A 21,867-nucleotide genomic window follows, 5' to 3' on the forward strand; every position below is an offset into this window, starting at 1 on the left:
GAAAAGGAGCAGGAATTGAGCATCCAATCCCAGCAGGTGGACCCGCAGGTCCTGGAAACCCTTAAGAAGGTCAGCACCGCGACGCTGGCAACCCAGCTGTTCAAGCACGGCCTGCGGCAGCAGTTTCTGGTCGGCGTGGCATCCGTGGGCCAGGTCAAGGAACCGTTCGCCGGAGAGGCGTTCACAATGCGCTTCATCCCTGCCCGCGAGGATCTGGACACCCTTGAGGGGCTCGCCGATGAGGACAACCTTCAGTGGGCCGGAGTTGAACAGCTTCAGCCGGGCCACGTCATGATCATCGACAGCCGCAGCGACATCAGCGCCGCCTCCGCCGGTGACATGCTTGTGACCCGCGCCATGCACCGGGGGGCGAAGGCCTTCATCACCGATGGTGCCTTCCGTGACGGCTATGTCCTGGAAACCCTCGACATTCCGACCTATGCCCGGGCCATCACCGCAACCACTCGCCTCACCAGCTTTCACGTGGCCGATCTCCAGGTTCCCGTCGGTTGCGCGGGCGTCGCCGTCTATCCCGGCGACATCGTCGTGGGGGACCCCGACGGCGTGATTATCGTTCCGCGGTCATTGGCCCCGATCATCGCCGAGGACGCCCTGGAGCAGGAGACGCGCGAGGCCTACCTTCATACCCGCGTACACAACGGAGAGTCCCTGCTCGGCCTCTACCCCCCGAACGAGAAGACGATGGCCGAGTACCAGGAATGGAAGGCATCACGATGACGGCACCCGCCAACCTCGCCACCCAGTACGAAGCCCTCATCAGGACCTACTTTGATGGCTGCAACGAAGCCGACGTGGAAAAAATGGCCGGATGCTTCACCGAAGATGCTGTCCACTACTTCCCCCCGAGCATGTACGGCGGGGCCTGGCACGGCCACCGGCTGATCGCCGAACGATGGGCGCATTTTGTCGCTACCAAGGGCTCGGCATGGACCATCGACCGCCTGGTCGTCGCACCCGAATCACACCAGGCCGTCATCGAATGGACCCACTACAAAACCCTCGAAGGCACCATCCTTCGCGGCGACGAATGGTACGTCTTCGACGAGAAGACCGGCCTGATCAAGGAAATTCGCGCCTACTACGCCGCGGCCCAACACCCCGGTGTCCCCGTCACAGAGCTCGAAGGGTTCGACTACGCCGGCCGCGGCTATTACCTCACCTGCCCAGTCCCCCGCCCTGCAGCCTCCGAGACTGCTGACGCCTAAATCCCACTTCAGCCCGCCGAAGACGACGGGCACGAGACAACGGAGACTCCAATGAAGTACTTGAAGACCCTTGCCGCCATCTCACTGGCCGGTGCCATGCTGGTCACCGGATGCGGCGCACCTAAACCCCCCGCCGCAGCCGATGCTCCCGCCGGTGCAGTCGCCTTGCCTACTGAGCCGCTGACCATCAACGTCGTGGACGTCGCAGGGAACCTCCAGCTGAGCCAGAAGATCTTTGACAACTACCAGAAGGAACACCCCAACCTGGTCAAGGAATTCACTTTCCAGAAGGTCAACGCCCCCGAACTTGTCGGCAAGCTTCAGGCGCAGCAAAAGGCCGGACGACTCGACATCGACCTGGTCCTGACAGGTTCTGACGGGATGGCCTCAGGCCTGAAACAGGACGTTTGGTACGACCTCCTCGGACAGCAGAAAGCCAACCTTCCAGACACCGCCACCCTCTACGACGCGAACGTCAGTAAGTTTCAGAAGCTCGCCCAGGGCAAAGGCCTTTCCTTCGTCTTCTACCCCGGCGGTCCCCTTCTGGAATTCGATCCCGCCAAGGTGCCTAACCCGCCCAAAACACCCCAGGAACTTCTGGACTGGGCGAAGGCCAATCCCAACAAGTTCTTCTACGCCCGGCCTGCCAACTCAGGCATAGGACGGGCGTTCCTTATGGGGCTGCCCTACATGCTTGGCGACAAGGACCCCAAAGACCCCGTCAACGGTTGGGAAAAGACCTGGGCCTACCTGGCGGAACTGAACCATTACATCGACTACTACCCCACTGGCACCGCCCAGACAATGAGCGAGCTGGCGCAGGGAAACCGGTGGATGGTTCCCACCACGACGGGCTGGGACATCAACCCACGTGCCATCGGCCAAGTACCCGCTGAGATGCAGGTCAGCGCATTCAAGAACTTCACCTGGGTCGGTGACGGCCATTTCATGACCGTACCGAAGGGCATCGAAGGCCAGCGCCTGGCCGTCGTCCTGGACTTCATGAAGTATGCGCTGAAACCTGAGCAGCAGGCCCTCACCTACGATTCCGGCTACCTGTACCCGGGACCTGCCGTCAAGGATGTGCCGTTGTCCATGGCTCCCCAGGAGAGCCAAGACCTGATCAAGAAGTTCGGCCGCCCCATCTATGACGAGCTGATCAAGAGCCAGCCGCTGGAAATCCCGCTCGAAGCTGATGCCATGGTCTCTGCCTTTGACCTCTGGGACAGGAACATCGGCGGCGCCAAGGTGCAGAAAAAGTAACCGGCGAAGTATTAATCCCTAGGAGACAACGACGTGACCAGCATTAATACCAAACCCCAGCTCGGACAACTCCGGCTGCAGGGCGTCACCCGAAAATTCGGGCCCATCACAGCCCTGGATCATTTGAACCTGACCATCGAAGGCGGAGAGTTCATCGCTCTCCTCGGCCCGTCCGGCTGCGGAAAGTCCACGGCTCTGAGCTGCCTCGCCGGCTTGCTGCCGCTCAGCGAAGGCGCCATCTGGGCCGACGACGTCAGGATCGACACCCTGCCCTCGGAACGACGTGAGTTCGGCATGGTGTTCCAGAACTACGCGCTCTTTCCCCACCTCAGCATCCGCGACAACGTCGGCTTTGGCCTGAAGGTCCGGGGAGTGAACAAACAGGAAATGCGCTCCCGGGTCGATGAGGCCCTGGCGATGGTGGACCTGCAGGAGCACGCTTCCAAGCTCCCCGGCCAACTATCGGGCGGCCAGCAGCAGCGCGTGGCAATAGCCCGCGCCGTGGTCCTCCGGCCCCGCCTCGTTCTCATGGACGAGCCCCTCTCCAACCTGGACGCCAAGCTCAGACTTCAGATGCGCACAGAAATCCGGCGGCTGCATCAGAGCCTGAAGCTCACCACGATCTACGTCACGCACGACCAGGAAGAGGCACTGGCCCTCGCTGACCGAGTGGTGGTTCTGCGCCGTTCTAAGGTCGACCAGGTGGGGCCGCCCGAAGAGGTCTACAACCGGCCGATCAACACCTACGTCGCGTCCTTCATGGGGTTCCGGAACCTGTTCTCTGTCGAGGCCTCCTCACCAACGGGTCAGCAGGGAATCGTAGACGCCCGCTCCCACGGCAATTCCTTCCAAGTCATGGCCCAGCGCCCGATCCAGGGAGGCAACGCCATCATGGCCATCCGCCCGGAAGATTTCCAGCTCGGCCCCGTGGACGGAAACTCATTGCGAGTCCGTGCGGTAGTCGTGGAGTTCTCCGGACACAGCTTTGTCGTCGAAGGCGTCACGGAGGCCGGAGAGGTCATCCACCTCCGCCTCAAGGACCGCGTCAGCGCCGGTGACACGTTCGAAGTAGGGTTCTCCCCCTACAGTGCGCTGCTCTTCACCGGCGATGAATGCTCTGATGACGTCGTCCAGGCTGCGGCAGCCGTCCAGGTCGAGGTCTTCTCGTGACCACCACTACCAACCGCACGGACGCCCCTACGCTGAATTTCCGGCACAAGCTGGCGGACCGCGGCATCGACCCTTTGCTGGTGTTGTTGCTCCCGGCCGTTCTGCTCCTCGGCGGACTCTTCGTGTACCCGATGTTCTACGGCGTCAGCATCTCGATGGACCCGCTCCAAGGTGGCGGGCCATTCGTCAACTACGTGAACTTCTTCACTGACCCGTTCCAGTCCTCCACCATTTGGAAGACATTGGGGCTGGCACTGCCGGCCGCGCTGATCAACGTCGGCGCATCCGTCCCCATTGCGATGCAAATGCGCCGGAAGTTCCGCGGCAAGCGGCTCCTCACCGCAGTCCTGGTACTGCCCGTCAGCCTCGGCACGGTGCTCGTCGCCGATGGCCTGCTCCGCTATTTCTCCCCCACCGGGTGGTTCAACCAGGCACTCCTGGGCCTCGGGCTCGTCGATGAACCGGTACGGCTGATCTACAACTACGCAGGCGTGCTCTTTTCCCTGATCATCACCGGCTTTCCCTTTGCCTTCCTGCTGACCCTGTCCTACCTTTCCGGCATTGACCCGACACTGGAGCGGGCCGCCGCCACCCTCGGTGCAACCAAGTGGCAGCGCACCAAGTACATCGTGATGCCGCTGCTCGCACCGGGTCTGGCGATGACCTTCTGCCTGACGTTCGTCCTGGCATTCGGCGTCTTCCCCTCAGCGAACCTCGTGGGCGAACCGACCGGTTCGACACGCGTGTTGTCCATCGCGGCATATCAGGCAGCGTTCGAACAATACGACTTCTCGCTCGCCTCGGCCATTGCCGTCATTATGGGTGTAGTGGAGATGGTCATCATCGGCGCGGTCCTGTTCCTGCGCAGCCGCTTTTATGAAGGATCCACAGCAGGAGGCAAGGGCTGACCATGACAACCACAACAACCCCCTCAAGCACGTCCCGCAGGGCCAGCGAGGCGCCACCGGCACCTGTAAAGAACAAACGCTCGCTGCTCCAGATCACCGTCTGGGTCGCCGTCGGCTTCTTCCTCCTGAACCTCGCCGGGATCATCCTCTCCGTCATCGTCAACGCCCTCGGAACAACATGGTTCAAGGGACCGCTCCCCGAAGGCTTCACGGTCCAGTGGTTCGGCCAAGCATGGCAGGATTTTAACCTCGCCCAGGTGCTGGTTACCACGCTCCAAGTGACCTTCAGCGTGCTGGCACTGTCCCTGGCATTCGGTGTGCCGGCCGCCTACGCCCTCGCCCGACGGGACTTCCCCGGCAAGAAGCTGGTCATGCTGCTGATGCTGCTGCCGGTCATGCTCCCTCCCATCACCTACGGCGTCCCCCTGGCGACACTGATGTACCAGCTTCAGCTGACCGGCTCCCTCACGGGGGTCATCCTCGTGAACCTCGTTCCGGCCCTGCCGTTCGTCATCCTTGTCATGACCCCATTCATCGGCCAGCTGGACAGGAACCTGGAGTCCGCGGCCCGCATGTGCGGGGCCAACACATGGAAAATGTTCCGGATGGTCCTTGTCCCGCTGCTCACCCCAGGCATCCTGGCGGCAGGCGTGCTGATCCTCGTCCGGACCGTGGCCATGTTCGAACTGACGTTCCTTGTCGCCGGGCCCAAGAGCGAAACGCTCATCGTCGCCCTCTACTCGGCTGCATTCTCCACCGGAATCCGGAGCGCCCAGACTATTGATGCGATGGCCGTCATCTACACCGTTATGACTTCGGTGCTGCTGATGATCGCGCTTCGCTTCGTCAACCCCACCCAGATTGTCGGTCAAGTGAAGGGTGCCGCAGACGATGACTAGGCCGAGCACCATCGAGCGGATCGAAATTTTTCCGCTCGAGCACAAGCTGAAGGACGGCGGCTTCGGCACCTCCAAGGTCCGGGTTGCGGCCAGGACGGCGACCCTGGTCAGGGTCACGACCTCGGACGGGATCATCGGCTGGGGCGAATCTTTCGGGCCGCCCCGCGTCGTCGCGGCCCACCTCGAAGATCTGGGCCGGGCAGTCATCGGCCAGCCACTGGAACTCAGGGAAGGTGCCTGGCTGAGCCGGCTCAACGCCGGGTACCACCTGACCAAGGGCGGCCTGCACGTTGCAGCCATCAGTGGCCTGGATACCGCGATGTGGGACGCTGCCGCGCGAACGTACGGTGTTGCAGTTTCGGCCCTGCTCGGTGGACGGATCCGTGATGAGGTAACCGCATACGCCTCCACCGGCTACTACCATGAATCGGACGACATCGGGATCCTCCGGGACTACATCGAAGAAGCCGTCGACGAAGGTTTCACTGCCGCGAAAATCAAGGTCGGTTCGGGCGTCCATGACGATGTCGAACGCACAGGCCTCACCAGGGACCTCTTGGGGCAGGGGGGGCTGGTCATGGTGGACTACAACGCCAACGCCACGGTGGACACGGTCCTGGCTTCACTGCGTGAGGTAAAGGAGTTTAGTCCCTCCTGGATCGAGGAGCCCCTGCCGCCGGACGAAACACACGGGTGGGCCATGCTGCGCAACAATACGGACCTTCCGTTGGCGGCAGGAGAGGCCCTTTACACCCGGTTCGGGTTCCGCGACTACATCGCGGAAAAGCGCGTCGACATTGTCCAGCCCAACCTTTCCGTCTGCGGGGGGTTCACGGAGGCGAAGGTCATCGCACAAATGGCCACCGCGTGGAACCTCCGCGTCACCCCTCATGTCTGGGGGACCGGCGTTCTGATGGCCGCCACCTTGCAACTGCTCTCCACCCTCCCGGCATCACCTTTCGGTGAAAGGAACGCCTACCCGCCACTGCTTGAATACGACCGGGGAGAGAATCCCTTCCGTGAAGGCGTTCTAGAGGAGCCGATACTGGCTCGAAGCGGCCAGGTCACCATTCCGACAGGGAACGGCCTTGGCGTTGACATCAACGAAGATGCAGTGAGGATGTGGGCTTTGCCCACACACACACTGGACATCACCTCCCCGTGAAAGAGAAGGCATGAACAACCAGCAACCCACCACCTGGGCTTCCCCCGGCATCACCACAGGGCACGGGGCCCTCACAGCCCGGACCGCGTTCGTCACCGGAGCAGGGCGGAACATCGGCCGTGCCATTGCGATCCGGTGCGGATCCGAAGGCGCGCGCGTCGCCGTCAACGACGTTGATGCGGCGGCAGCTGAGGCCGTCGTACATGAGCTGCGGGACGCCGGCGTGGAAGCATTCGCCGCGATTGGCGATATGTCCGACTTCACTCAGGTCGACCGGGTTTTCGCGGAAACCGAGGAAGCTCTGGGCACAGTCGACATTCTGGTCAACAACGCCTATGTCCGCTGTGGTGACACCGCATGGGGCAATTTCCTGTCAGTGGAACCATCCGACTGGGAACTGTTCGTGAGTAAGAACATGAACATGCTCTATGGATGTACGCAGCGCACAGCGCGCGCCCTGGCCGCCCAGGAGAAGAAGGGGTCGATCATCAACATCAGCTCCCACGGAGCCGAACGCGCCCACCGCAATCACATCCCCTACGACTCGGTCAAAGGCGCGATGGAGTCCTTCACCCGCGCCGTCGGCGTCGACCTCGCCCCGTGGGGCATCCGGGTCAACGCCCTGCGCCCCGGCGCAATCGCCGTCGAGGGAGAACCGCCCATGTGGGACGGCAAGAAGGACCTGCGCGCCGCCCAAATCCCATTGGGGAGGGCAGGAACACCCGAAGACATCGCAGCCGGAGTCATCTTCCTGGCCTCCAATGAATCAGCGTTTGTCACCGGACAGGCCTTCAACATCGACGGCGGCATGCTGGCCCAGGGACGTGCACCCCAGGTCGAAGGCGTGCCGGTAATGCACCCGGGAAACGCCACGCCGGTTCCCCCCACACTCTTCCACTGACCCGTCCCCCAGAGCCAAGGACCCCAGCATCATGACCACCATCGCAGGCACCAACCCCTACACCGGAGCCCTCCTGGACCCGGTAGCAGAAGAAAGCAACCCCGCGGATGTTGACCGCATCGTCGAGAGCGCGGGCAAGGCCTTCGCCTACCTGGAGGGCATCGGCAGGGTAGGCCGGGCCGGGCTGCTTCAGGTCCTCGCGGACAGCCTGGACCTGAACGCGGAAGAACTGATCCAGGCCGCTGACGAGGAGACCGGAATCGGCCCGACCCGGTTGACCGGGGAACTGAAAAGGGCGAGCTTCCAGATGCGGTTCTTCGCCGAAGTACTGCTGGAGGGCAGCTACCTCGAGGCGACCATCGACACCGCCGGCGAGACTCCAATGGGACCGCGCCCGGACCTGCGCCGGATGCTCCAGCCTATCGGCCCGGTGGCCGTTTTCGGATCCAGCAACTTTCCCTTCGCCTTCTCCGTCATCGGCGGCGACACAGCATCGGCCCTCGCCACAGGCTGCTCCGTGGTGCTCAAAGCGCACAGCTCCCACCCCCGAACCTCCAAAATCTCCTACGAGATCATGGCCGCAGCGGCCATCAACTACGGGGCGCCTGAAGGGACCCTGGGAATGGTCTTCGGCCAAAAAGCGGGGACAGCGCTGGTCAGTCACCCCCTCATTCAAGCTGTCGGGTTCACAGGGTCCCTTGGCGGCGGCGACGCCCTCATGGAAGCAATCAACCGCCGGGAACAGCCCATCCCCTTCTACGGCGAACTCAGCAGCATCAACCCCTTGGTTGTCGCCCCGGGCGCCGCCGCCGAACGGGGCGCGGACATCGGTGCCGGCCTTGCCGCCTCCATCACGACCTCCGCCGGGCAGCTGTGCACCAAACCCGGCGTCGTGTTCGTGCCGCACGGCCCCGAAGGCGACAGCCTCGTCTCCAGGCTCACGGAAGATCTGTCGTCCACCAGCGTCTCACCCCTGCTGAACCGCAGGATTTTCGAAAGCTACGCCGCCATCACCCGCGCACTGGAGGACCAGGAGGACGTGGCCAAGGTCGCCACCGGCAAAGTCCCCGACGAAGGCGGGTTCCGTGTTTCTCCCGCCGTCTACAGCATCGACGCCACACGGCTGCGCCGGGAGACGGTCGAGGAATGCTTCGGCCCCTCTGCTATCATCGTCCGCTACGGGACGCTACCCGAACTCGAACAGGCACTGTCGATGATCGAGGACTCCCTAACCATGACCATCCACTTGGGCGAAGACGACGACGACCTGGCCCACCGGCTCACCGAACTCGGAAGGGCCCGGGCCGGCCGGATCATCTACAACGGCTACCCGACGGGCGTCAGCGTGGCCTGGGCCCAAACCCACGGCGGGCCTTGGCCATCGACTAACTCCCTGCACACCTCCGTCGGAGCAACCGCCATTCGCCGCTTCCTGCGCCCGGTCACCTATCAGGACGCCCCGGTCAGCGTCCTCCCGGACGAGCTCAAGGACGGAAAAATCACTATTCCCACCCGAATCAACGGGCACCTTAACCTGCCCCAACCATCGGCCTGACCATGACCACAGAACTCCTGCTGACCCGGCAAGAAGACAGCGCCTACCAGGCACAGCAATGGCAGTGCCCGGATAACTGCGACTACTGCACCAGCCCGGAAACGGACTGATGAAGGTCCACCTCCAGACCGACCAGCTCCGCGCCGTACTGGACTCCCTCGGCGCGGAGCTGGTCTCCCTCCAAAACAGCACTGGCAAAGAACTGCTCTGGTCAGCAGGGCCCGAATGGCCCCGACACGCCCCGGTACTGTTCCCAATCATCGGGCGGGTCCCCAGTGAAGTCCTGCACTACGAGGGCCGGAACTACCCGATGACACAGCACGGATTCGCACGGGACAACCATTTCACGGTCCTGGAAACCACTGCCCACACTGCCCGCTTCCTTCTGCGCAACAGCCCGGTAACAGAAGCGATGTTCCCGTTTCCCTTTTCGTTGGAAAGCAGCTGGTCGATCTCCGGGCCCTCCCTCGACCTCACCCTCTCTCTCACCAATACGGGCACCGGCCCCATGCCGGCATCCCTCGGCTGGCACCCGGCTTTTCGGTGGGATCCATCCCCGGGATCGCAGCTACTCTTCGACAAGGAGGAAACTGCTGACACCCGGCGGGTTGATGCCCACGTGCAGCTCACAGCTGCCCGGTTTCCGACACCGGTGCACCAAAAGGTCCTGACGCTGACCGAAGACCTGTTCGCCGACGGAGCGATCATTTTTGAGTCAATGAAAAGCCGTACCGTCCGGTACGTCTCGCCTCAAGGCCCGGTACTTGACCTGGCTCTCGCTGGCTTCGCGCAGTTCACGGTGTGGAAGCAGCCCGGGGCGGACTTCGTGTGCCTTGAGCCTTGGGCAGGCCTGCCGGCACCGGCGTCCTATCGCGGAGAAGTACTGGCAAGCCCAGGACAAATGCTGGTCCAACCAGGCGAGGAACGCAGTTTTAGCTGCCGGCTCACTACTCATCCGTAATCGCTCACAGGATCAGCAACAAGCGGTTACCAACAAACGATGCAGCAACAGAGATGGATCCATGGAAGGTCTGTGATAACAATGACCCTTGATATGTCCCATTGGAGAAGCCTCAGCCGCGGCGAGGAGATTGAAGTCCTCGATGACGCCCTCGTCATCGCACGCGGTGTGGTCGATGATTTCACTCACGATCGGCGCATTCTCTGGCTCCACCTGACTTATGGTGGCGGCAGGCGGATGTTTCACCACGAAGACGGCTGGCACGTCCGGGCCGCACGCCGGGAACAGTAGCGCCGCCCGATCATGGCTTCCTCAGAGACTCCATCAGAAGGTTGAACAGCCCGTACGTCGTTCACTAATTGCGACGTTCGTATCCCAGTTGGCGGGAAATGGCGGCCGCGGTTGCCGAGACCAGAGGACCAAAAGTAGCCGTCTGCTCCTGCATTCGATTGGCAGGACCGGCGACACTGATCGCTGCCACGACGTGCCCGGAGTGATCGAAAACCGGGGCGCCGCAACAGGTGCTGGAGAGATCGAACTCCTGGTGTTCCTCAGTCCATCCGCGCTCCAACGAGAGCCTGATGTCATCCTCCAGCCTCGCCTTTGAGGTGATCGTGTGGGGAGTGTGTGGGCGGAGCTCGAGCTGGCGAATCAGCACTGAGCGCTCATGCTCTCCCATCCCCGACAAGTAGGCCTTACCGATGGAAGTTGCGTGCAGCGGGCGGCGAGCTCCCAGTTCGGCACTAACCCGAACTGACTGAGGTCCAAGCTCGCGGTAGACGAAGACAATTTCCTGACTATTGAGTACGCCGAGGCTCACACTCTCACGTGTTTGCTGAGCCAGCGCCCGAAGTAACTCCGGAGCAACGTCCATCACTTCGACCGATTGCACCGCAGCCATGGCCAGGCGGGCGATGGAAGGGCCGAGTCTCCACTGGCCGCCGGGGGTCTGGATGATGTACTGATCTTCATGCAAGCGCTCCACGAGCCGGTAGGTAGCACTGCGGCTGATTCCCAGCGCTTGGACCAGGTCGGCCGTGGAAGCTTCTTTGGTTCGGGCAAGGTGGTTGAACAGTTCCAATCCGCGGTCCAAAGACCCCTTTCCCACCGTCGCAGTGGATGCCATACCGTTTCCTCTCCCGTGGTTCACGCCCTTCGGAGAGTCCCTATGGACTCGGCATAGAGCGAGAAACCAATGGGTCCTGAACCTAGGGGCCGGATTGTCGTCCCAGTCCTTGGAACATCCTAGTCCCGATCAATGGGACTTGTTGCCGTTGTACTCTATGAAGGCTTCGAGGCATCCCGGGCAGGCTTGACGGCTCCTTTTTAAACCAGGCGTTCGGTTTTAGGGATGGCTCTCCTCCGTTACTGCTGATGGGTGAAGCGAAGAAGAAGAGTGCTTTTAACCTCTAGGGCTCGTCTCGTCATGATTCGGTCGCGGTGGTCGGACGTGTGATCAATGAGTAGTCGCAGCGACTTTCGCGTCATGGCGGTCGTGGAGGTCCTGTTCAATCTGCTCCAGGCTGCGGCCCTTCGTTTCAGGGACAAACTTGAGGCAGAACAAGAATCCGACGATATTGCATGCCACGAAAAGCACCATCGTCCCGGCGAGACCGATCGACTCCCGCAACAGAGGGAAGCCGAAGGTAACTGCTAGCGTCGCGAACCATGTGACCATGCTGGCCATGCCCATGGCGGCGCCACGGACGCGGAGGGGGAAGATCTCTCCGAGGACAACCCAGTTAACCGGGCCCCAGGTAAGGGAGTAGCTGACAAACATGACGGACATAGCGATCAGCATTGACATCGCGTTAGCCTGATCGCCTTTACCCGCCTCCAAGGCCATTGCGGCCATGCAGATGGCCATGCATGCGCTGCCACCGACCAACAGGGTCCTGCGGCCGACCCGGTCGATGAACTGCAGCCCGATGGCCACGGATACCACCTTGATCGTTCCAAGAATAATCGTGAATACCAGCGCATTCTCGTGCGGCAAATTCAGGCTTTCGAAAATCGTGGGTGCGTAGTAGGTCACCATGTTCAGCCCAGTGGCCTGGCACAGGACGGGAATGCCTACACCGACGATGACGGCCGGGCGTACCCATCTGGCCAGGAGTTCTCTATGCGAGCTTCTGGCGTCTACGCGGCTGATCGCTTCAATGTCGGAAGCCGCTTCCTCCGCGGAACGGGTGGCATAGAGCAGGCGCGCCGCCTCCTCTGTACGCCCCTTGGTCATCAGCCAACGCGGGCTCTCAGGCAGGAAGGGAAGGCCGGCAACGAGCAGCAGTGCCGGGAGCGCGCCGCTGGCGAGCATGAGCCGCCAGTTTTCGGTATGGGCAAGGAGGAAATTAACACAGTAGCCAAGCAGTAAACCGGTGACGATCATCAGCTGGTTGAGACCTGCGAGGCGGCCGCGCGCCTTCGCAGGCGCCATCTCTGACAGATATACGGGCACCAGCGCTGAGCATCCACCCACCCCGAGTCCGAGGAAGACTCGCCCGGCAATTAGAGCACCGCTGTTCGGTACGACGGCGCAGACCACTGAGCCGACAATGAAAACAATTCCCAGAGCCAGGAGTACGCGGCGACGGCCGATACGGTCCGACAACCGGCCTGCACTAACCGCTCCAACTATTGCACCAATGGAAATCCCACCGACGATCAAGCCGGTGGTGAGGGCATCTTGGGGGAACCCCGGAGTCTTATAGATGTAGGACAAAGCTCCGGCGATGATCCCGGTTTCATACCCAAAGAGGATGCCTCCCAGGGCCCCGAAGAAGTAAATCAGGGCGGGCTTAGGTACCGGGCTGGTCCGTCCCACGGTGGAGGGCCCTTTGGTAATAGATGACATTGAAAAACCTTCCGGGGCCGAGCGGTGGCCGAGGGACAAAGGAGGAGCATCCCGGTAAGCGGGATATGCGTACGCTCACTGGGATTGTGTCATCGAATACGCTAGCTTAGCGTTGCGCCCGTCACAAGTCTTAGCGACGAGGAGAACCCGCACCAAGGCTTGGGGATTGCAGCCAGTGTCCGCGCCACGCTAGCGGGCTCGCGCAATGGGAGCGTTCGCGATTGCTTTCAGGCATAAGCCGGCGCCTCTCAAGGAGGGCGACCTCCCGCCGCCATGTTCCTTGGCAGGGGCGCCTAGTTACTCGGAGGTCGTAGGGTGAGATCTCGGTCCGCCAGCCGTGGCTGCGGAAGGAGTCGAGCCGGAGTCTGACGACTTGCAGCAGCACAAGAGGAGAGAGCCGATCGAGAAGCTCCTCCCCATGGCAGGGATACCGTGCTGGCCCATCGGGCAGCGCCCCAGAGTGTCGCAAAGTAGCCGAGAGCCGGCACGTTATGGTGACGGACGTGAACCGGGCTTAGGGAGTATTTACGGTGGTCTGCCAAGCAGTGCGGCCCAACCCCTACAAATGCAAGGTCGAGATGGGGAACACCCCAACCTGACGTCACGCAGCTGCGGAAAAGCGCGTCAGAATAGGGTACGAAAAGCAGTTCCTGAACATGCCCACTGTTGAGTCTTAGAGTCCGACCTGACAACCAGCTCGGAGGTGCCGACGACGGCAGCCCGAAGCGCAGAGTTATGCTCAACGAGGCTGGAGATGTCGAAAATGCCTTCCTTGGTTGCCTCGCGAGGCCGCTGGAGCAGGGCGTGCTGGAGTTGGTGCCAAGATATTAATATGAAGTCTCGCCTCTTCGACCTCAACTCCACCTGGCAGCTCCCGGCCTCGCCCAACGAGGTATGGGCCGTCATCGCAGACACCGACATGAGTTGGCCCCAGTGGTGGCCGCACTGCACCTTCGCTACGCCCTTGGAGCGAACCGAAGCCGCGAGCAACGCGCAGGAGGATATCCTGATGACCACCACGGCCCACCTAAACTTCAAGGCGTTCCTGGGTTACACGCTCACCATTACCATTCATCCCACGAAGGTCGCCATGCCACGTGAGATAGAGTTCGACGCCGGCGGGCACTTGCAGGGGACCGGGCGGGTAAGCCTCGTCCCCCAGGAACAAGGCCAGACAACTCGTATGGACATAGAGTGGCGCGTGCGGCCTACGCAGCGCTGGATGAACGTACTAACACCGGTTGCCGCTCCGGCCTTCGTAGCAGCACATGCCCTGATGATGCGGCAGGGGGAAAAGGGCTTGCAGCGAGAACTGGCCAACAACCGCGCCAAGAAACCTGCGTAGACCCGTCTACATTCACCTAGCCAGCTGAGGACAACAGTTCTAGGATGTAAGCAAGTTAGCCGAGCTGGGGAGCCTTCGCAGCCCACAGTTCGAGCGTGCAGTAGCAAGCACTATGAACGGGGGCCACGATGAAGATTCATCCCACCCTCGCTGACAGCCTCCGGCGCCAGGAGAGCCCTTCCTCGAACGACTGGGAAACCACCTTCCGCACCATGGTCCTCTACGATCTGGCGGCAGACATTGAACTTGGCTTCTTCCTCTCGTACTACCGGAATTTTGCTATCCCGCGCATAGCGGCCACTCTCTACCGGAACGGCGAAATCCTGGAGCGTCCCATGAAGCGCTCTTACGACACTGCAGTCGTCATTTACGAGCTCATCGCAAGCGGCCTCGATAGCGACCGGGGAGAGCACATGGTCGCCCTGCTCAATCGCGCTCACCGCAACGTCCCCGGCAGCGCGGACGATTACCTCTACGTCCTTCTGACCCTGCTGGTCGTCCCGGTTCGCTGGGCCCAGCAGCATGGGTGGCGCCCGCCCACAGGAGCAGAGCTAACCGCTGCAGCCCGTTTTGTCGCAGAGTTGGGATCCCGGATGAACGTACAGGGTATGCCGGAGACCTATGCCGAAGCGGAGCGTTTCTTCGACCAATACGAGGCAACCCATGTCTCTGCATCGATTGAAGGCCAAAAGCTGATGGACGCGACAGTTCAGGTCTTTCAGAGCCGTCTGCCGCTTCCTCTACGACCCTTCGCTGCAAGAATGATCAGTGTAATGCTCGCTGATGACCGGCTCGTTGGCGCCCTCGGGCTCCCCCGCAGCGGCCGAGGCTCCCGAGCCACCTTGGGAATTATTCTGGCAGTCCGCAACGCCCTCCACCGCCGGCTGCCGTTGCAGCGAAAGCCTCATTTCACGCCAGGAAAGGCCGGCTCGTCTTTGTACCCGGGCGGCTACTCGCTCGATCAAATCGGCCCCGTCAAGGTCCCTGACCCGTCAACCTTCCAAAGCAATGAACTATCGTGAAGCTCGAAAAGTAGCCCGCAAGGCCGAGCAAGGCTTTGGGTTGCCCAAGGCGCCAACGCTCCAGCTCATTCAGGACAAACTGGAACGGCAAAGAAGCCGCCCCATCATTGTCGACGAACTACCCGGCCTATCCGGATCGGAACTCTGCGGGGTCTGGCTCATCTGCGCTGACCGGGACATCGTGTTGCATGCCCCCGTGAAGTCGGCCTGGCACCGGCAGCAGATCGTCCTTCACGAGTTCAGCCACATGATTCTCTGTCATGACCTCGAACAAAGTAGCGCAGACCTTGCCGCGACCTTCCTGCCTGACCTGAGCCAGGACGTACTCCGCGTGCTCGGACGCAGCAGCTACACAGACGGCGCAGAACTCATGGCTGAAGTCTTGGCCGACCAACTCGCTACTCGGATCATCAACAGCGACGTCGATGCCATGCCCGAGCCCTTGGCATTTCGACAAGTATTCGGCTGATGGAAGCGGTCCCTGCCGCCGCACTCTGGGTCCTGACCGTTCTCAGGCTTCCAACAGCGCTCGATGCTCACCGTGGAAGCGTCTTCCGCGCCACTATCCTCGCTGCGATCGCCTGTACCCTTTATGTCCCAGCGGTCTACTACACCGTCGATCCATTACTTGGCGGACACAACCGCGTCGGGCTGGTTACCCTCTTGTCCTTGCTCCTGGGGTTCTGGCAGTTTCGCACGGCGATTCTGCTGGCAGCGGTTACAGATACAGAAGTACGACGGCGGCAGCTCGTCTTGGGCAGATTCGCTGCTGCCGCCGTGTGCACCACTGTGACGGCCGGGTTTCTCGCCAGCCGCGTGGATGGCACCGATCCCAACTTGCCGCTGACCTACGCCGACCAGCCCGGGATGGCAGTCTTCCTCTGGACAGGCTCCGCTTTCATCATGTGGGTCTGCCTCGACATAGCCCGGGTCTGCCGCAGCAACGTCCCGCACATGCACGCACCGGCCTTCCGGTCGGCTTTTTCCCTCATCGCAGGGGGATGCGTCCTCTTCGCACTTGTCCTGCTGGACCGGCTGATCTACGGCGCTGTGTTTGCAGCTGAAGGCGCCGACAGTCAAACAGCTGCCGCACTGACAGGCTTCTACTGGATCGGAGAGACGGCTGCTGTGCTCCTGGTCAGTCTTGGACTACTTCTCCCCCGCATGGCGGGACGCCTCCGGCAGGGCATCTTCGCGCTGCGGGCAAGGCTACTTCTCATGCAGATCAAGCCAATTTGGAATGACGTGACAAGTTGCCAGCGTGAGCTGGTCCTGCAGGACCACCGCCCCGGTTTGCTCGTGTTCTTCTCCCGCCACGCGGAAGCCCAGCTTCACCGGCATCTAGTCGAAATCCTAGACTGTGAATTGGCGAGTCCCCTAGCCCGCGAGCGCCTCAACGTACACCACTTGTCGGTAGTCGAACGCGCCGAGCTCTTACTCGAGAGCCGCTCCACGCCCCACCTTCCTCGTTAGAATCCAGCCCTCACACCTCTGGCATCCAAGGCGCCAGCGTTAGATGCTGTCACGGCCAGTCATGTTGCCCCGCTGAGCCTCGCTGATGAATCAACGTGAACCAGAAGAATTGCGAAGAGTGCCGTACCACTTTCGAAGCGACGCGGAGGAGCCACCGGTTCTGCTCCCAACGTTGCGCGAACAGGCACCGGAGTCGTCGCCACCGAGCCACAATTCGACCTTCTACAGTGCCGGCAACAACTTTGAGCTCGCCGCTCCTCAAAGCGCAGTTGCAGGCTACGAAGCGTCGTCTGGAGTCCGAGAGGATATCCTGCGAGCGCCAACGCCAAGTGGTTCAGTCCAAGCTCCGCTCTCAAGCCGCAGAGATCGACCGGCTCGAAGCCGAGAGTTCGGAACAGCGGCTGAGCATCAACCTCCTCCAGTCGGAGGTCGCACGCCTTAAACGAGCTCAACGGACTAATGTGCAGGACCTGGCGCACACCGCGGCCTTGCTTGTCTCAATCTCCCGTGCCAAGGGAGTGGCCCTTGACGTCCGAACCTTGGACATCCTCCGCCGGCGGGGTTGGGATCCAAGCAAACAGCAAGCAGGGGCACCCCGACTGTGACCATGTCTATCGCACGTCTGTCTGCCCAGTCGGGTCTGCGCTACCTGTTCAAGACGACGATGATGGATGACTTTTCCGGTTCTCCCCCGGACCCCACCACGTACTACATGAAGGCGGGCACACCCCAGGGGCGTTGGATTGGCGGCGGACTAAACGGCATCGGTAAGACGCTGGGTGACGCCGTTACGGAAACCGACGCAAGAGCGGTATTTGACATGGCGGTGCATCCGCAGACCGGCACTCCCCTGGGCAGGCCGCACGCCCAATCTGCCGCTGTCGAGAACAAGGCCGGCCAATCAGCTCAACGGCGTGCGGTCGTTGGCTTCGACCTGACGTTCAGCGTGCCAAAGTCGGTGTCCGTACTCTGGGCGCTGAGCCCGCACAGCAAGCAGCAGCAGATCCTGCGAACCCACCACGAAGCGGTAGAGGCGACCCTTGCGTGGCTGGAAAAGAACGTCATCCACACAAGGGCCGGCCGTAACGGAGTCGCCCATATCGGGACCCAAGGAGCTGTTGCCGCCGCGTTCGACCATTGGGAGTCACGAACCGGGGATCCGCAGCTCCACACCCACCTTGTTATCGCCAACCGCACACAACGGGTCACCGACGGAGCCTGGGTTACCCTCGACTCGCGAGCTCTGTACAAAGCAGCCGTTGCGGCGAGCGAACACTACAACGGCCTGCTGTTCGACGCCCTCCAACGGGACCTTGGGTGCGACCCCGAGATCCGCGCTCCCCTCACCACAACGCACAACCCCAGCCAACAGCTCACCGGGATCGATGAAGAACTCATCCGCGAATTCTCCAATCGCTCCCGCCTCATCGACTTGGAAACTGATCGTCTTGTGGCAGCGTGGACCAAGGATCACTGCCAGACTCCCTCGGCTACGACTACCATCAAACTCCGCCAGCAGGCAACCCTTTCCACTCGCGCCCCGAAGCCCGAGAGTCCCACACCACTGCACCAGCTCTCTGAGCAATGGCAGGCTCGAGCAATTGCCAAAGGTTTTCAGCCATCTGACGTCCTCGCCCACACCATCAACCGCTCCCGCGTCGCCCCTTTTACCTTCCTGGACTTCACTCCCGACTGGACCTCCGCTGTCGCGACCATCGCCAGGGAACGGGTTGCCGGAAAACGCTCCACCTGGAACCGCTGGAACCTACTTGCAGAAGCGGAGAGAGTCTGCGCCCAAATCCGCTGCAGCACCTCATCAGACCGGGCCGCTTTGATAGATGCAGTCGCCACCGCTGCCGAACAACAATCAGTTCCCCTGAACGAGTACCGCTACTCCCTTCCACCGAACGCTGGCCCGGACCTGCAGCTCAACCAGCGGAGCGTTTTCGACTTCCATGGGTCACGCCTCTACACCGACGCTTCAACACTCGCTTGCGAGGACGCCATCATGACAGCAAGGAAGGACCACGGCGGACCGGCTGTCCGCCCATCAGTCGTCATGGACTCGCTGGACAGCGGCCGCCGTGTGCAAGTGCCGAGGCTACATGCCGATCAGCGCGCGGCAGTTGCGGACGTCGTCCTTAGCAGAAACCGGCTGGACGCCATCGTCGGCCCGGCGGGAACGGGAAAAACCACCACGTTGAGTGCGGTGAAGGCAGTTTGGGAGGCAGAGCACGGAGCGGGCAGTGTCGTCGGGCTGGCCCCGGCTGCCGCGAGCGCGGAGGTGCTGGGCACGGAACTTCGCATGGTCACCGAGAACGTTACCAAATGGCTGCACGAGTCGCTGGGACACGGGGCGGCCACACGGGCTGACCGCTTCTTCCACATTGAGGAACTCCTGAGTTCGTCCAAGTACAGCGACCGCCGGAGCACCGTATTCGCCCAGGAAGCTGCCCGACTAGCCGCAACCCAACAGCGCTGGTGCTTCCACCCGACTCAGCTCGTCATCGTTGACGAAGCGTCTATGGTGTCCACCTTTCAGCTTGCTGCACTTGTGCAACAAGCAATGGAAGCCGGCGCGAAAATTCTCCTGGTAGGAGACCCAGGCCAGTTGGACGCAATCGACGCCGGCGGCGTCCTCGGCTGGCTGGACCGCCAGGGACTCACCACCCGCCTCAGCACTATTTGGCGATTCCACGACGAGTGGGAGCGCGCCTCGTCCCTCAAGCTGCGGGCAGGAGACTACTCGGCGATCGAGGACTACGAGCAGCATCGGCGGATCCGCCACGGCTCTTACCTAAGCATGCTGGACGAGGCGTATCTTGCGTGGCGGGCCGACAGGCGCGCTGGTAAGTCGTCCATCCTGATTGCCGCAGACAACGAGACGGTCAGCATGCTCAACGAGCGGGCCCGAGCAGACCTGGTGGCCCAGGGCGTTGTGGATGCAGAGCTGGCAGCTCAACTCGCCGACGGCTTGCAGGCCGGTTCCGGTGACACCATCATCGCCCGCGGCAACAATCGCCGGCACATCGACAGCGAAGGCGAATTTGTCCGAAACGGGACGCTGTTCGACGTCAGAGCGGTCAACAGGCACGACGGGTCAGTTCTCGCAGTACGGCGGGAGACTGGGGCGAGCGTCGTACTCCCCCGGGCCTATCTTGAGACGTCCGTTGAGCTCGGCTACGCGACTACCGCTCACCGATCCCAAGGGCTTACGGTCGATACCGGGCACACAGTGGTCACCCCAGGACGGTTGACCCGCGAGCTGCTCTACGTGAGCATGACGCGCGGCCGGTCCGGGAACGCAGCATATGTCAGCGAGGGCGACGACTCAGAACACCAAGCCGTCGACCCCTCGCTGCAGCTGTCGTGGCGCAGCATTCTCGGTGAGATATTGGCCGCAGAGGGTGCCGAGCGGACTGCCCACGAGGTCCGCGAAGCAGAGAGCAGGAAGGCGGACAACCTTGAACGGCTGTATGCCGAGTACGAATACCTCGCGCAGATTGCCGCCGGTGAGGACCTCAGACGTTGTCTGGGAAAGCGTGCCCCGCTCGCAGTGCAAGAACTAAGCGCGTCACCGTCGTGGGGCGCTGCAGTTGCCGCCTGGCGAAAAGCTACAGCGGTCGGCCGTCACGGCGCAGAGCGCGTCATGGAGCGGACCGTGCAGGGCAGCCATTCAGTGCACGACCCGATGGCCCTCCTTAGCGCGTGGCTTCGTCGCTACACAAAAGGAACACCGACGACGGCGACAGACCCTTTGCGCGAATCGTTCCCGGTACTTGGACCCGGGTTGGCAGACATGATCGTCCAGGTCCGCGAACGCATCCGGCAAAGGATGGAATCCGTCACCTGGGCTGCCCTGACGCAGGGTGCTCCGTGGAAGGACGAGCTGACTGCCGCCGTGGGTGCGACAGAATTCTTGGGCGGGCTGATTCGCGATGTTGCCCTGTTCAGGGACAGATGGGGAATCTACGATTCTCACCTGCCATTGGGAGCTCCCCCGGCGAACTACGAATGGGAACAGCTGGGCCAGCGGGAAAGACTTCAGGAAGCAATTGAGAGCGCCGGCAGCTGTCAGCCCGCCCCTCAGCCCGAGATCAGCACATTTGATATGCGTCGATCGGGGCAGGTCGTCCTTACGAGTTCGGGCTGGTAGATCTAAGCTGATGTAGAGGCAAAACATTGGTCGTGAACCCAGCGGTGAAACCGAGAGTTGCGACAGCCGGGTTGGTACTGGCCAGCGCGGTTGTTCTATCCGCGGCTGCCCTCTCTCTGGTTCTCCTTCCCTCCGCCGGCGTTCCCTTCTCCGCAAAGTTAGTAGGCGGCGCCACGCTGTTCGCTGCTGCACTACTTACTGGATGGCAATGGTGGCGACGGACTACACAACGGCGCGCCTGGCTGGAACAGGCGACGGAACAGTGGAGATCCTTCAGCAACGCCAAAGCGCTCGGCGGCACAACAGCGGAGGTAACGCTGGTCAGCGTTGATGCAGTACAACCCACAGGCTCCTGGGTCACAATCCGGTGGAATCGCTTCAACCACACTCAGCGGGCCTGGCTGGAGTCGCTTCCGGAACCGATCTGGCCCGGATCGGTTCTGCTCATCTCCCCGGACCCATCCCAGGTTATGCCTGGCGCGCCATGGCCGGACACGTACTTCATTCAGGCGGTCGATTGTTTGGCCTGGGCTCCTGCCGAAGGGCGCGGGGCGGCTCCTGTAACGCCATCCGTTGTGAGGGCACGGAATACCTGAAGCTCCTGCCGCTGGTTTGGTCCCGAAACCCTTATTCGAACATATGTTCTATAGTTGTTTGCGTGATCAAGTCCGGCTCGCCAGAAGACCTCGAGCGCATGATGGCCCGGATGGACGCTGAGTCCACCCGTCCGATAGATGATCCGGCGCCTATTCGGGACTTCCCGAAGTATGCCCGGCCGTTAGTGTATGTAGGCGGAATCTATGGCAAGGCCGTTGGCTGGACCCACAAGTACGGTCTCATCGAATGGCTGGATGCCTCCGGCAAGTACCACATGGGGTGGGCCCACTCTTCGAGCATCAAGCGGGTGGAACCGGACGAATGGAAGGGCAGTTCGCGGCTATAGCAGGCACCGCGGTCCATCAGCGAGACAGC

At 61.9% G+C, this 21,867-nt stretch carries 19 protein-coding genes; 17 read left to right on the forward strand and 2 right to left on the reverse strand.

Annotated elements, in window-relative coordinates:
• The first annotated feature begins 15 nt into the window (after positions 1-15).
• The 11 genes from AC3ANU_RS13740 (at position 16) to AC3ANU_RS13790 (ending at position 10,339) form a co-directional block, all read left to right on the forward strand.
• Positions 16-738 carry a ribonuclease activity regulator RraA gene (locus AC3ANU_RS13740; protein ID WP_208324238.1) on the forward strand — a complete coding sequence of 241 codons (723 nt, stop codon included), beginning with the start codon at positions 16-18 and terminating at the stop codon, positions 736-738.
• On the forward strand, positions 735-1,226 hold the full coding sequence (locus AC3ANU_RS13745) for a nuclear transport factor 2 family protein (protein ID WP_134164270.1): 492 nt from the start codon (positions 735-737) through the stop codon (positions 1,224-1,226). The genes AC3ANU_RS13740 and AC3ANU_RS13745 overlap by 4 nt, the downstream gene beginning before the upstream one ends.
• 51 nt (positions 1,227-1,277) lie before the next feature.
• Positions 1,278-2,489: an extracellular solute-binding protein gene (locus AC3ANU_RS13750; protein WP_134164271.1), complete on the forward strand. Its 1,212-nt coding sequence runs from the start codon at positions 1,278-1,280 to the stop codon at positions 2,487-2,489.
• Positions 2,490-2,522: 33 nt separating this feature from the next.
• Entirely contained in the window at positions 2,523-3,659 is a 1,137-nt protein-coding gene (locus AC3ANU_RS13755) for an ABC transporter ATP-binding protein (RefSeq protein ID WP_285246602.1), read from the forward strand.
• On the forward strand, positions 3,656-4,567 hold the full coding sequence (locus AC3ANU_RS13760) for an ABC transporter permease (protein WP_208324239.1): 912 nt from the start codon (positions 3,656-3,658) through the stop codon (positions 4,565-4,567). Before AC3ANU_RS13755 ends, AC3ANU_RS13760 begins: the two co-directional genes overlap by 4 nt.
• 2 nt (positions 4,568-4,569) lie before the next feature.
• Positions 4,570-5,466 (forward strand): ABC transporter permease, encoded by an 897-nt coding sequence (locus AC3ANU_RS13765; protein WP_134164272.1) that lies wholly within the window; start codon positions 4,570-4,572, stop codon positions 5,464-5,466.
• Positions 5,459-6,631, forward strand: coding sequence for a mandelate racemase/muconate lactonizing enzyme family protein (locus AC3ANU_RS13770; RefSeq protein WP_134164273.1), 1,173 nt, complete (start codon positions 5,459-5,461; stop codon positions 6,629-6,631). Before AC3ANU_RS13765 ends, AC3ANU_RS13770 begins: the two co-directional genes overlap by 8 nt.
• 10 nt (positions 6,632-6,641) lie before the next feature.
• Complete coding sequence (locus tag AC3ANU_RS13775) at positions 6,642-7,532, forward strand: SDR family oxidoreductase (RefSeq protein WP_134164274.1); 891 nt, start codon at positions 6,642-6,644, stop codon at positions 7,530-7,532.
• Between the two features lie 31 nt (positions 7,533-7,563).
• Positions 7,564-9,087 (forward strand): aldehyde dehydrogenase (NADP(+)), encoded by a 1,524-nt coding sequence (locus tag AC3ANU_RS13780; protein ID WP_134164275.1) that lies wholly within the window; start codon positions 7,564-7,566, stop codon positions 9,085-9,087.
• Between the two features lie 109 nt (positions 9,088-9,196).
• Entirely contained in the window at positions 9,197-10,048 is an 852-nt protein-coding gene (locus tag AC3ANU_RS13785) for an aldose 1-epimerase family protein (protein WP_134164276.1), read from the forward strand.
• An 81-nt stretch (positions 10,049-10,129) separates the two neighbouring features.
• Positions 10,130-10,339: a hypothetical protein gene (locus tag AC3ANU_RS13790; RefSeq protein ID WP_134164277.1), complete on the forward strand. Its 210-nt coding sequence runs from the start codon at positions 10,130-10,132 to the stop codon at positions 10,337-10,339.
• Between the two features lie 64 nt (positions 10,340-10,403).
• Here the strand turns inward: AC3ANU_RS13790 and AC3ANU_RS13795 are convergent, their stop codons facing one another.
• Together AC3ANU_RS13795 and AC3ANU_RS13800 are read right to left on the reverse strand one after the other, a co-directional pair.
• The gene (locus tag AC3ANU_RS13795; protein ID WP_134164278.1) at positions 10,404-11,174 is read right to left on the reverse strand and encodes an IclR family transcriptional regulator; all 771 of its coding nucleotides are present in this window, start codon (positions 11,172-11,174) and stop codon (positions 10,404-10,406) included.
• Between the two features lie 330 nt (positions 11,175-11,504).
• Positions 11,505-12,899 carry a sugar porter family MFS transporter gene (locus AC3ANU_RS13800; protein WP_134164279.1) on the reverse strand — a complete coding sequence of 465 codons (1,395 nt, stop codon included), beginning with the start codon at positions 12,897-12,899 and terminating at the stop codon, positions 11,505-11,507.
• An 832-nt stretch (positions 12,900-13,731) separates the two neighbouring features.
• Here AC3ANU_RS13800 and AC3ANU_RS13805 point away from each other — a divergent pair.
• From AC3ANU_RS13805 to AC3ANU_RS13830, 6 genes are all read left to right on the forward strand, one after another.
• The gene (locus tag AC3ANU_RS13805) at positions 13,732-14,244 is read left to right on the forward strand and encodes an SRPBCC family protein (protein WP_166673061.1); all 513 of its coding nucleotides are present in this window, start codon (positions 13,732-13,734) and stop codon (positions 14,242-14,244) included.
• A 128-nt stretch (positions 14,245-14,372) separates the two neighbouring features.
• Entirely contained in the window at positions 14,373-15,266 is an 894-nt protein-coding gene (locus tag AC3ANU_RS13810; protein ID WP_488314719.1) for an oxygenase MpaB family protein, read from the forward strand.
• Positions 15,253-15,735: a hypothetical protein gene (locus tag AC3ANU_RS13815; protein WP_134164281.1), complete on the forward strand. Its 483-nt coding sequence runs from the start codon at positions 15,253-15,255 to the stop codon at positions 15,733-15,735. Before AC3ANU_RS13810 ends, AC3ANU_RS13815 begins: the two co-directional genes overlap by 14 nt.
• The gene (locus AC3ANU_RS13820; RefSeq protein WP_134164282.1) at positions 15,735-16,739 is read left to right on the forward strand and encodes a hypothetical protein; all 1,005 of its coding nucleotides are present in this window, start codon (positions 15,735-15,737) and stop codon (positions 16,737-16,739) included. The genes AC3ANU_RS13815 and AC3ANU_RS13820 overlap by 1 nt, the downstream gene beginning before the upstream one ends.
• Before the next feature lie 607 nt (positions 16,740-17,346).
• Positions 17,347-20,895 (forward strand): MobF family relaxase, encoded by a 3,549-nt coding sequence (gene mobF, locus AC3ANU_RS13825; RefSeq protein ID WP_488314720.1) that lies wholly within the window; start codon positions 17,347-17,349, stop codon positions 20,893-20,895.
• 658 nt (positions 20,896-21,553) lie between these two features.
• Positions 21,554-21,838 carry a hypothetical protein gene (locus tag AC3ANU_RS13830; RefSeq protein WP_141160681.1) on the forward strand — a complete coding sequence of 95 codons (285 nt, stop codon included), beginning with the start codon at positions 21,554-21,556 and terminating at the stop codon, positions 21,836-21,838.
• The last annotated feature ends 29 nt before the right edge of the window (positions 21,839-21,867 follow it).

Source organism: Arthrobacter sp. SDR-2R (genome assembly GCF_057747955.1).

What these genes read in the sequence shown, in the direction of transcription:
- AC3ANU_RS13780 (WP_134164275.1), top strand. Translation starts at nt 7,564, where the DNA reads ATGACCACCATCGCAGGCACCAACCCCTACACCGGAGCCCTCCTGGAC.
- AC3ANU_RS13810 (WP_488314719.1), top strand. Translation starts at nt 14,373, where the DNA reads ATGAAGATTCATCCCACCCTCGCTGACAGCCTCCGGCGCCAGGAGAGC.
- AC3ANU_RS13770 (WP_134164273.1), top strand. Translation starts at nt 5,459, where the DNA reads ATGACTAGGCCGAGCACCATCGAGCGGATCGAAATTTTTCCGCTCGAG.
- AC3ANU_RS13820 (WP_134164282.1), top strand. Translation starts at nt 15,735, where the DNA reads ATGGAAGCGGTCCCTGCCGCCGCACTCTGGGTCCTGACCGTTCTCAGG.
- AC3ANU_RS13775 (WP_134164274.1), top strand. Translation starts at nt 6,642, where the DNA reads ATGAACAACCAGCAACCCACCACCTGGGCTTCCCCCGGCATCACCACA.
- AC3ANU_RS13765 (WP_134164272.1), top strand. Translation starts at nt 4,570, where the DNA reads ATGACAACCACAACAACCCCCTCAAGCACGTCCCGCAGGGCCAGCGAG.
- AC3ANU_RS13750 (WP_134164271.1), top strand. Translation starts at nt 1,278, where the DNA reads ATGAAGTACTTGAAGACCCTTGCCGCCATCTCACTGGCCGGTGCCATG.
- AC3ANU_RS13815 (WP_134164281.1), top strand. Translation starts at nt 15,253, where the DNA reads ATGAACTATCGTGAAGCTCGAAAAGTAGCCCGCAAGGCCGAGCAAGGC.
- AC3ANU_RS13800 (WP_134164279.1), bottom strand. Translation starts at nt 12,899, where the DNA reads ATGTCATCTATTACCAAAGGGCCCTCCACCGTGGGACGGACCAGCCCG.
- AC3ANU_RS13805 (WP_166673061.1), top strand. Translation starts at nt 13,732, where the DNA reads ATGAAGTCTCGCCTCTTCGACCTCAACTCCACCTGGCAGCTCCCGGCC.
- AC3ANU_RS13785 (WP_134164276.1), top strand. Translation starts at nt 9,197, where the DNA reads ATGAAGGTCCACCTCCAGACCGACCAGCTCCGCGCCGTACTGGACTCC.
- AC3ANU_RS13745 (WP_134164270.1), top strand. Translation starts at nt 735, where the DNA reads ATGACGGCACCCGCCAACCTCGCCACCCAGTACGAAGCCCTCATCAGG.
- AC3ANU_RS13795 (WP_134164278.1), bottom strand. Translation starts at nt 11,174, where the DNA reads ATGGCATCCACTGCGACGGTGGGAAAGGGGTCTTTGGACCGCGGATTG.
- mobF (WP_488314720.1), top strand. Translation starts at nt 17,347, where the DNA reads ATGTCTATCGCACGTCTGTCTGCCCAGTCGGGTCTGCGCTACCTGTTC.
- AC3ANU_RS13790 (WP_134164277.1), top strand. Translation starts at nt 10,130, where the DNA reads ATGACCCTTGATATGTCCCATTGGAGAAGCCTCAGCCGCGGCGAGGAG.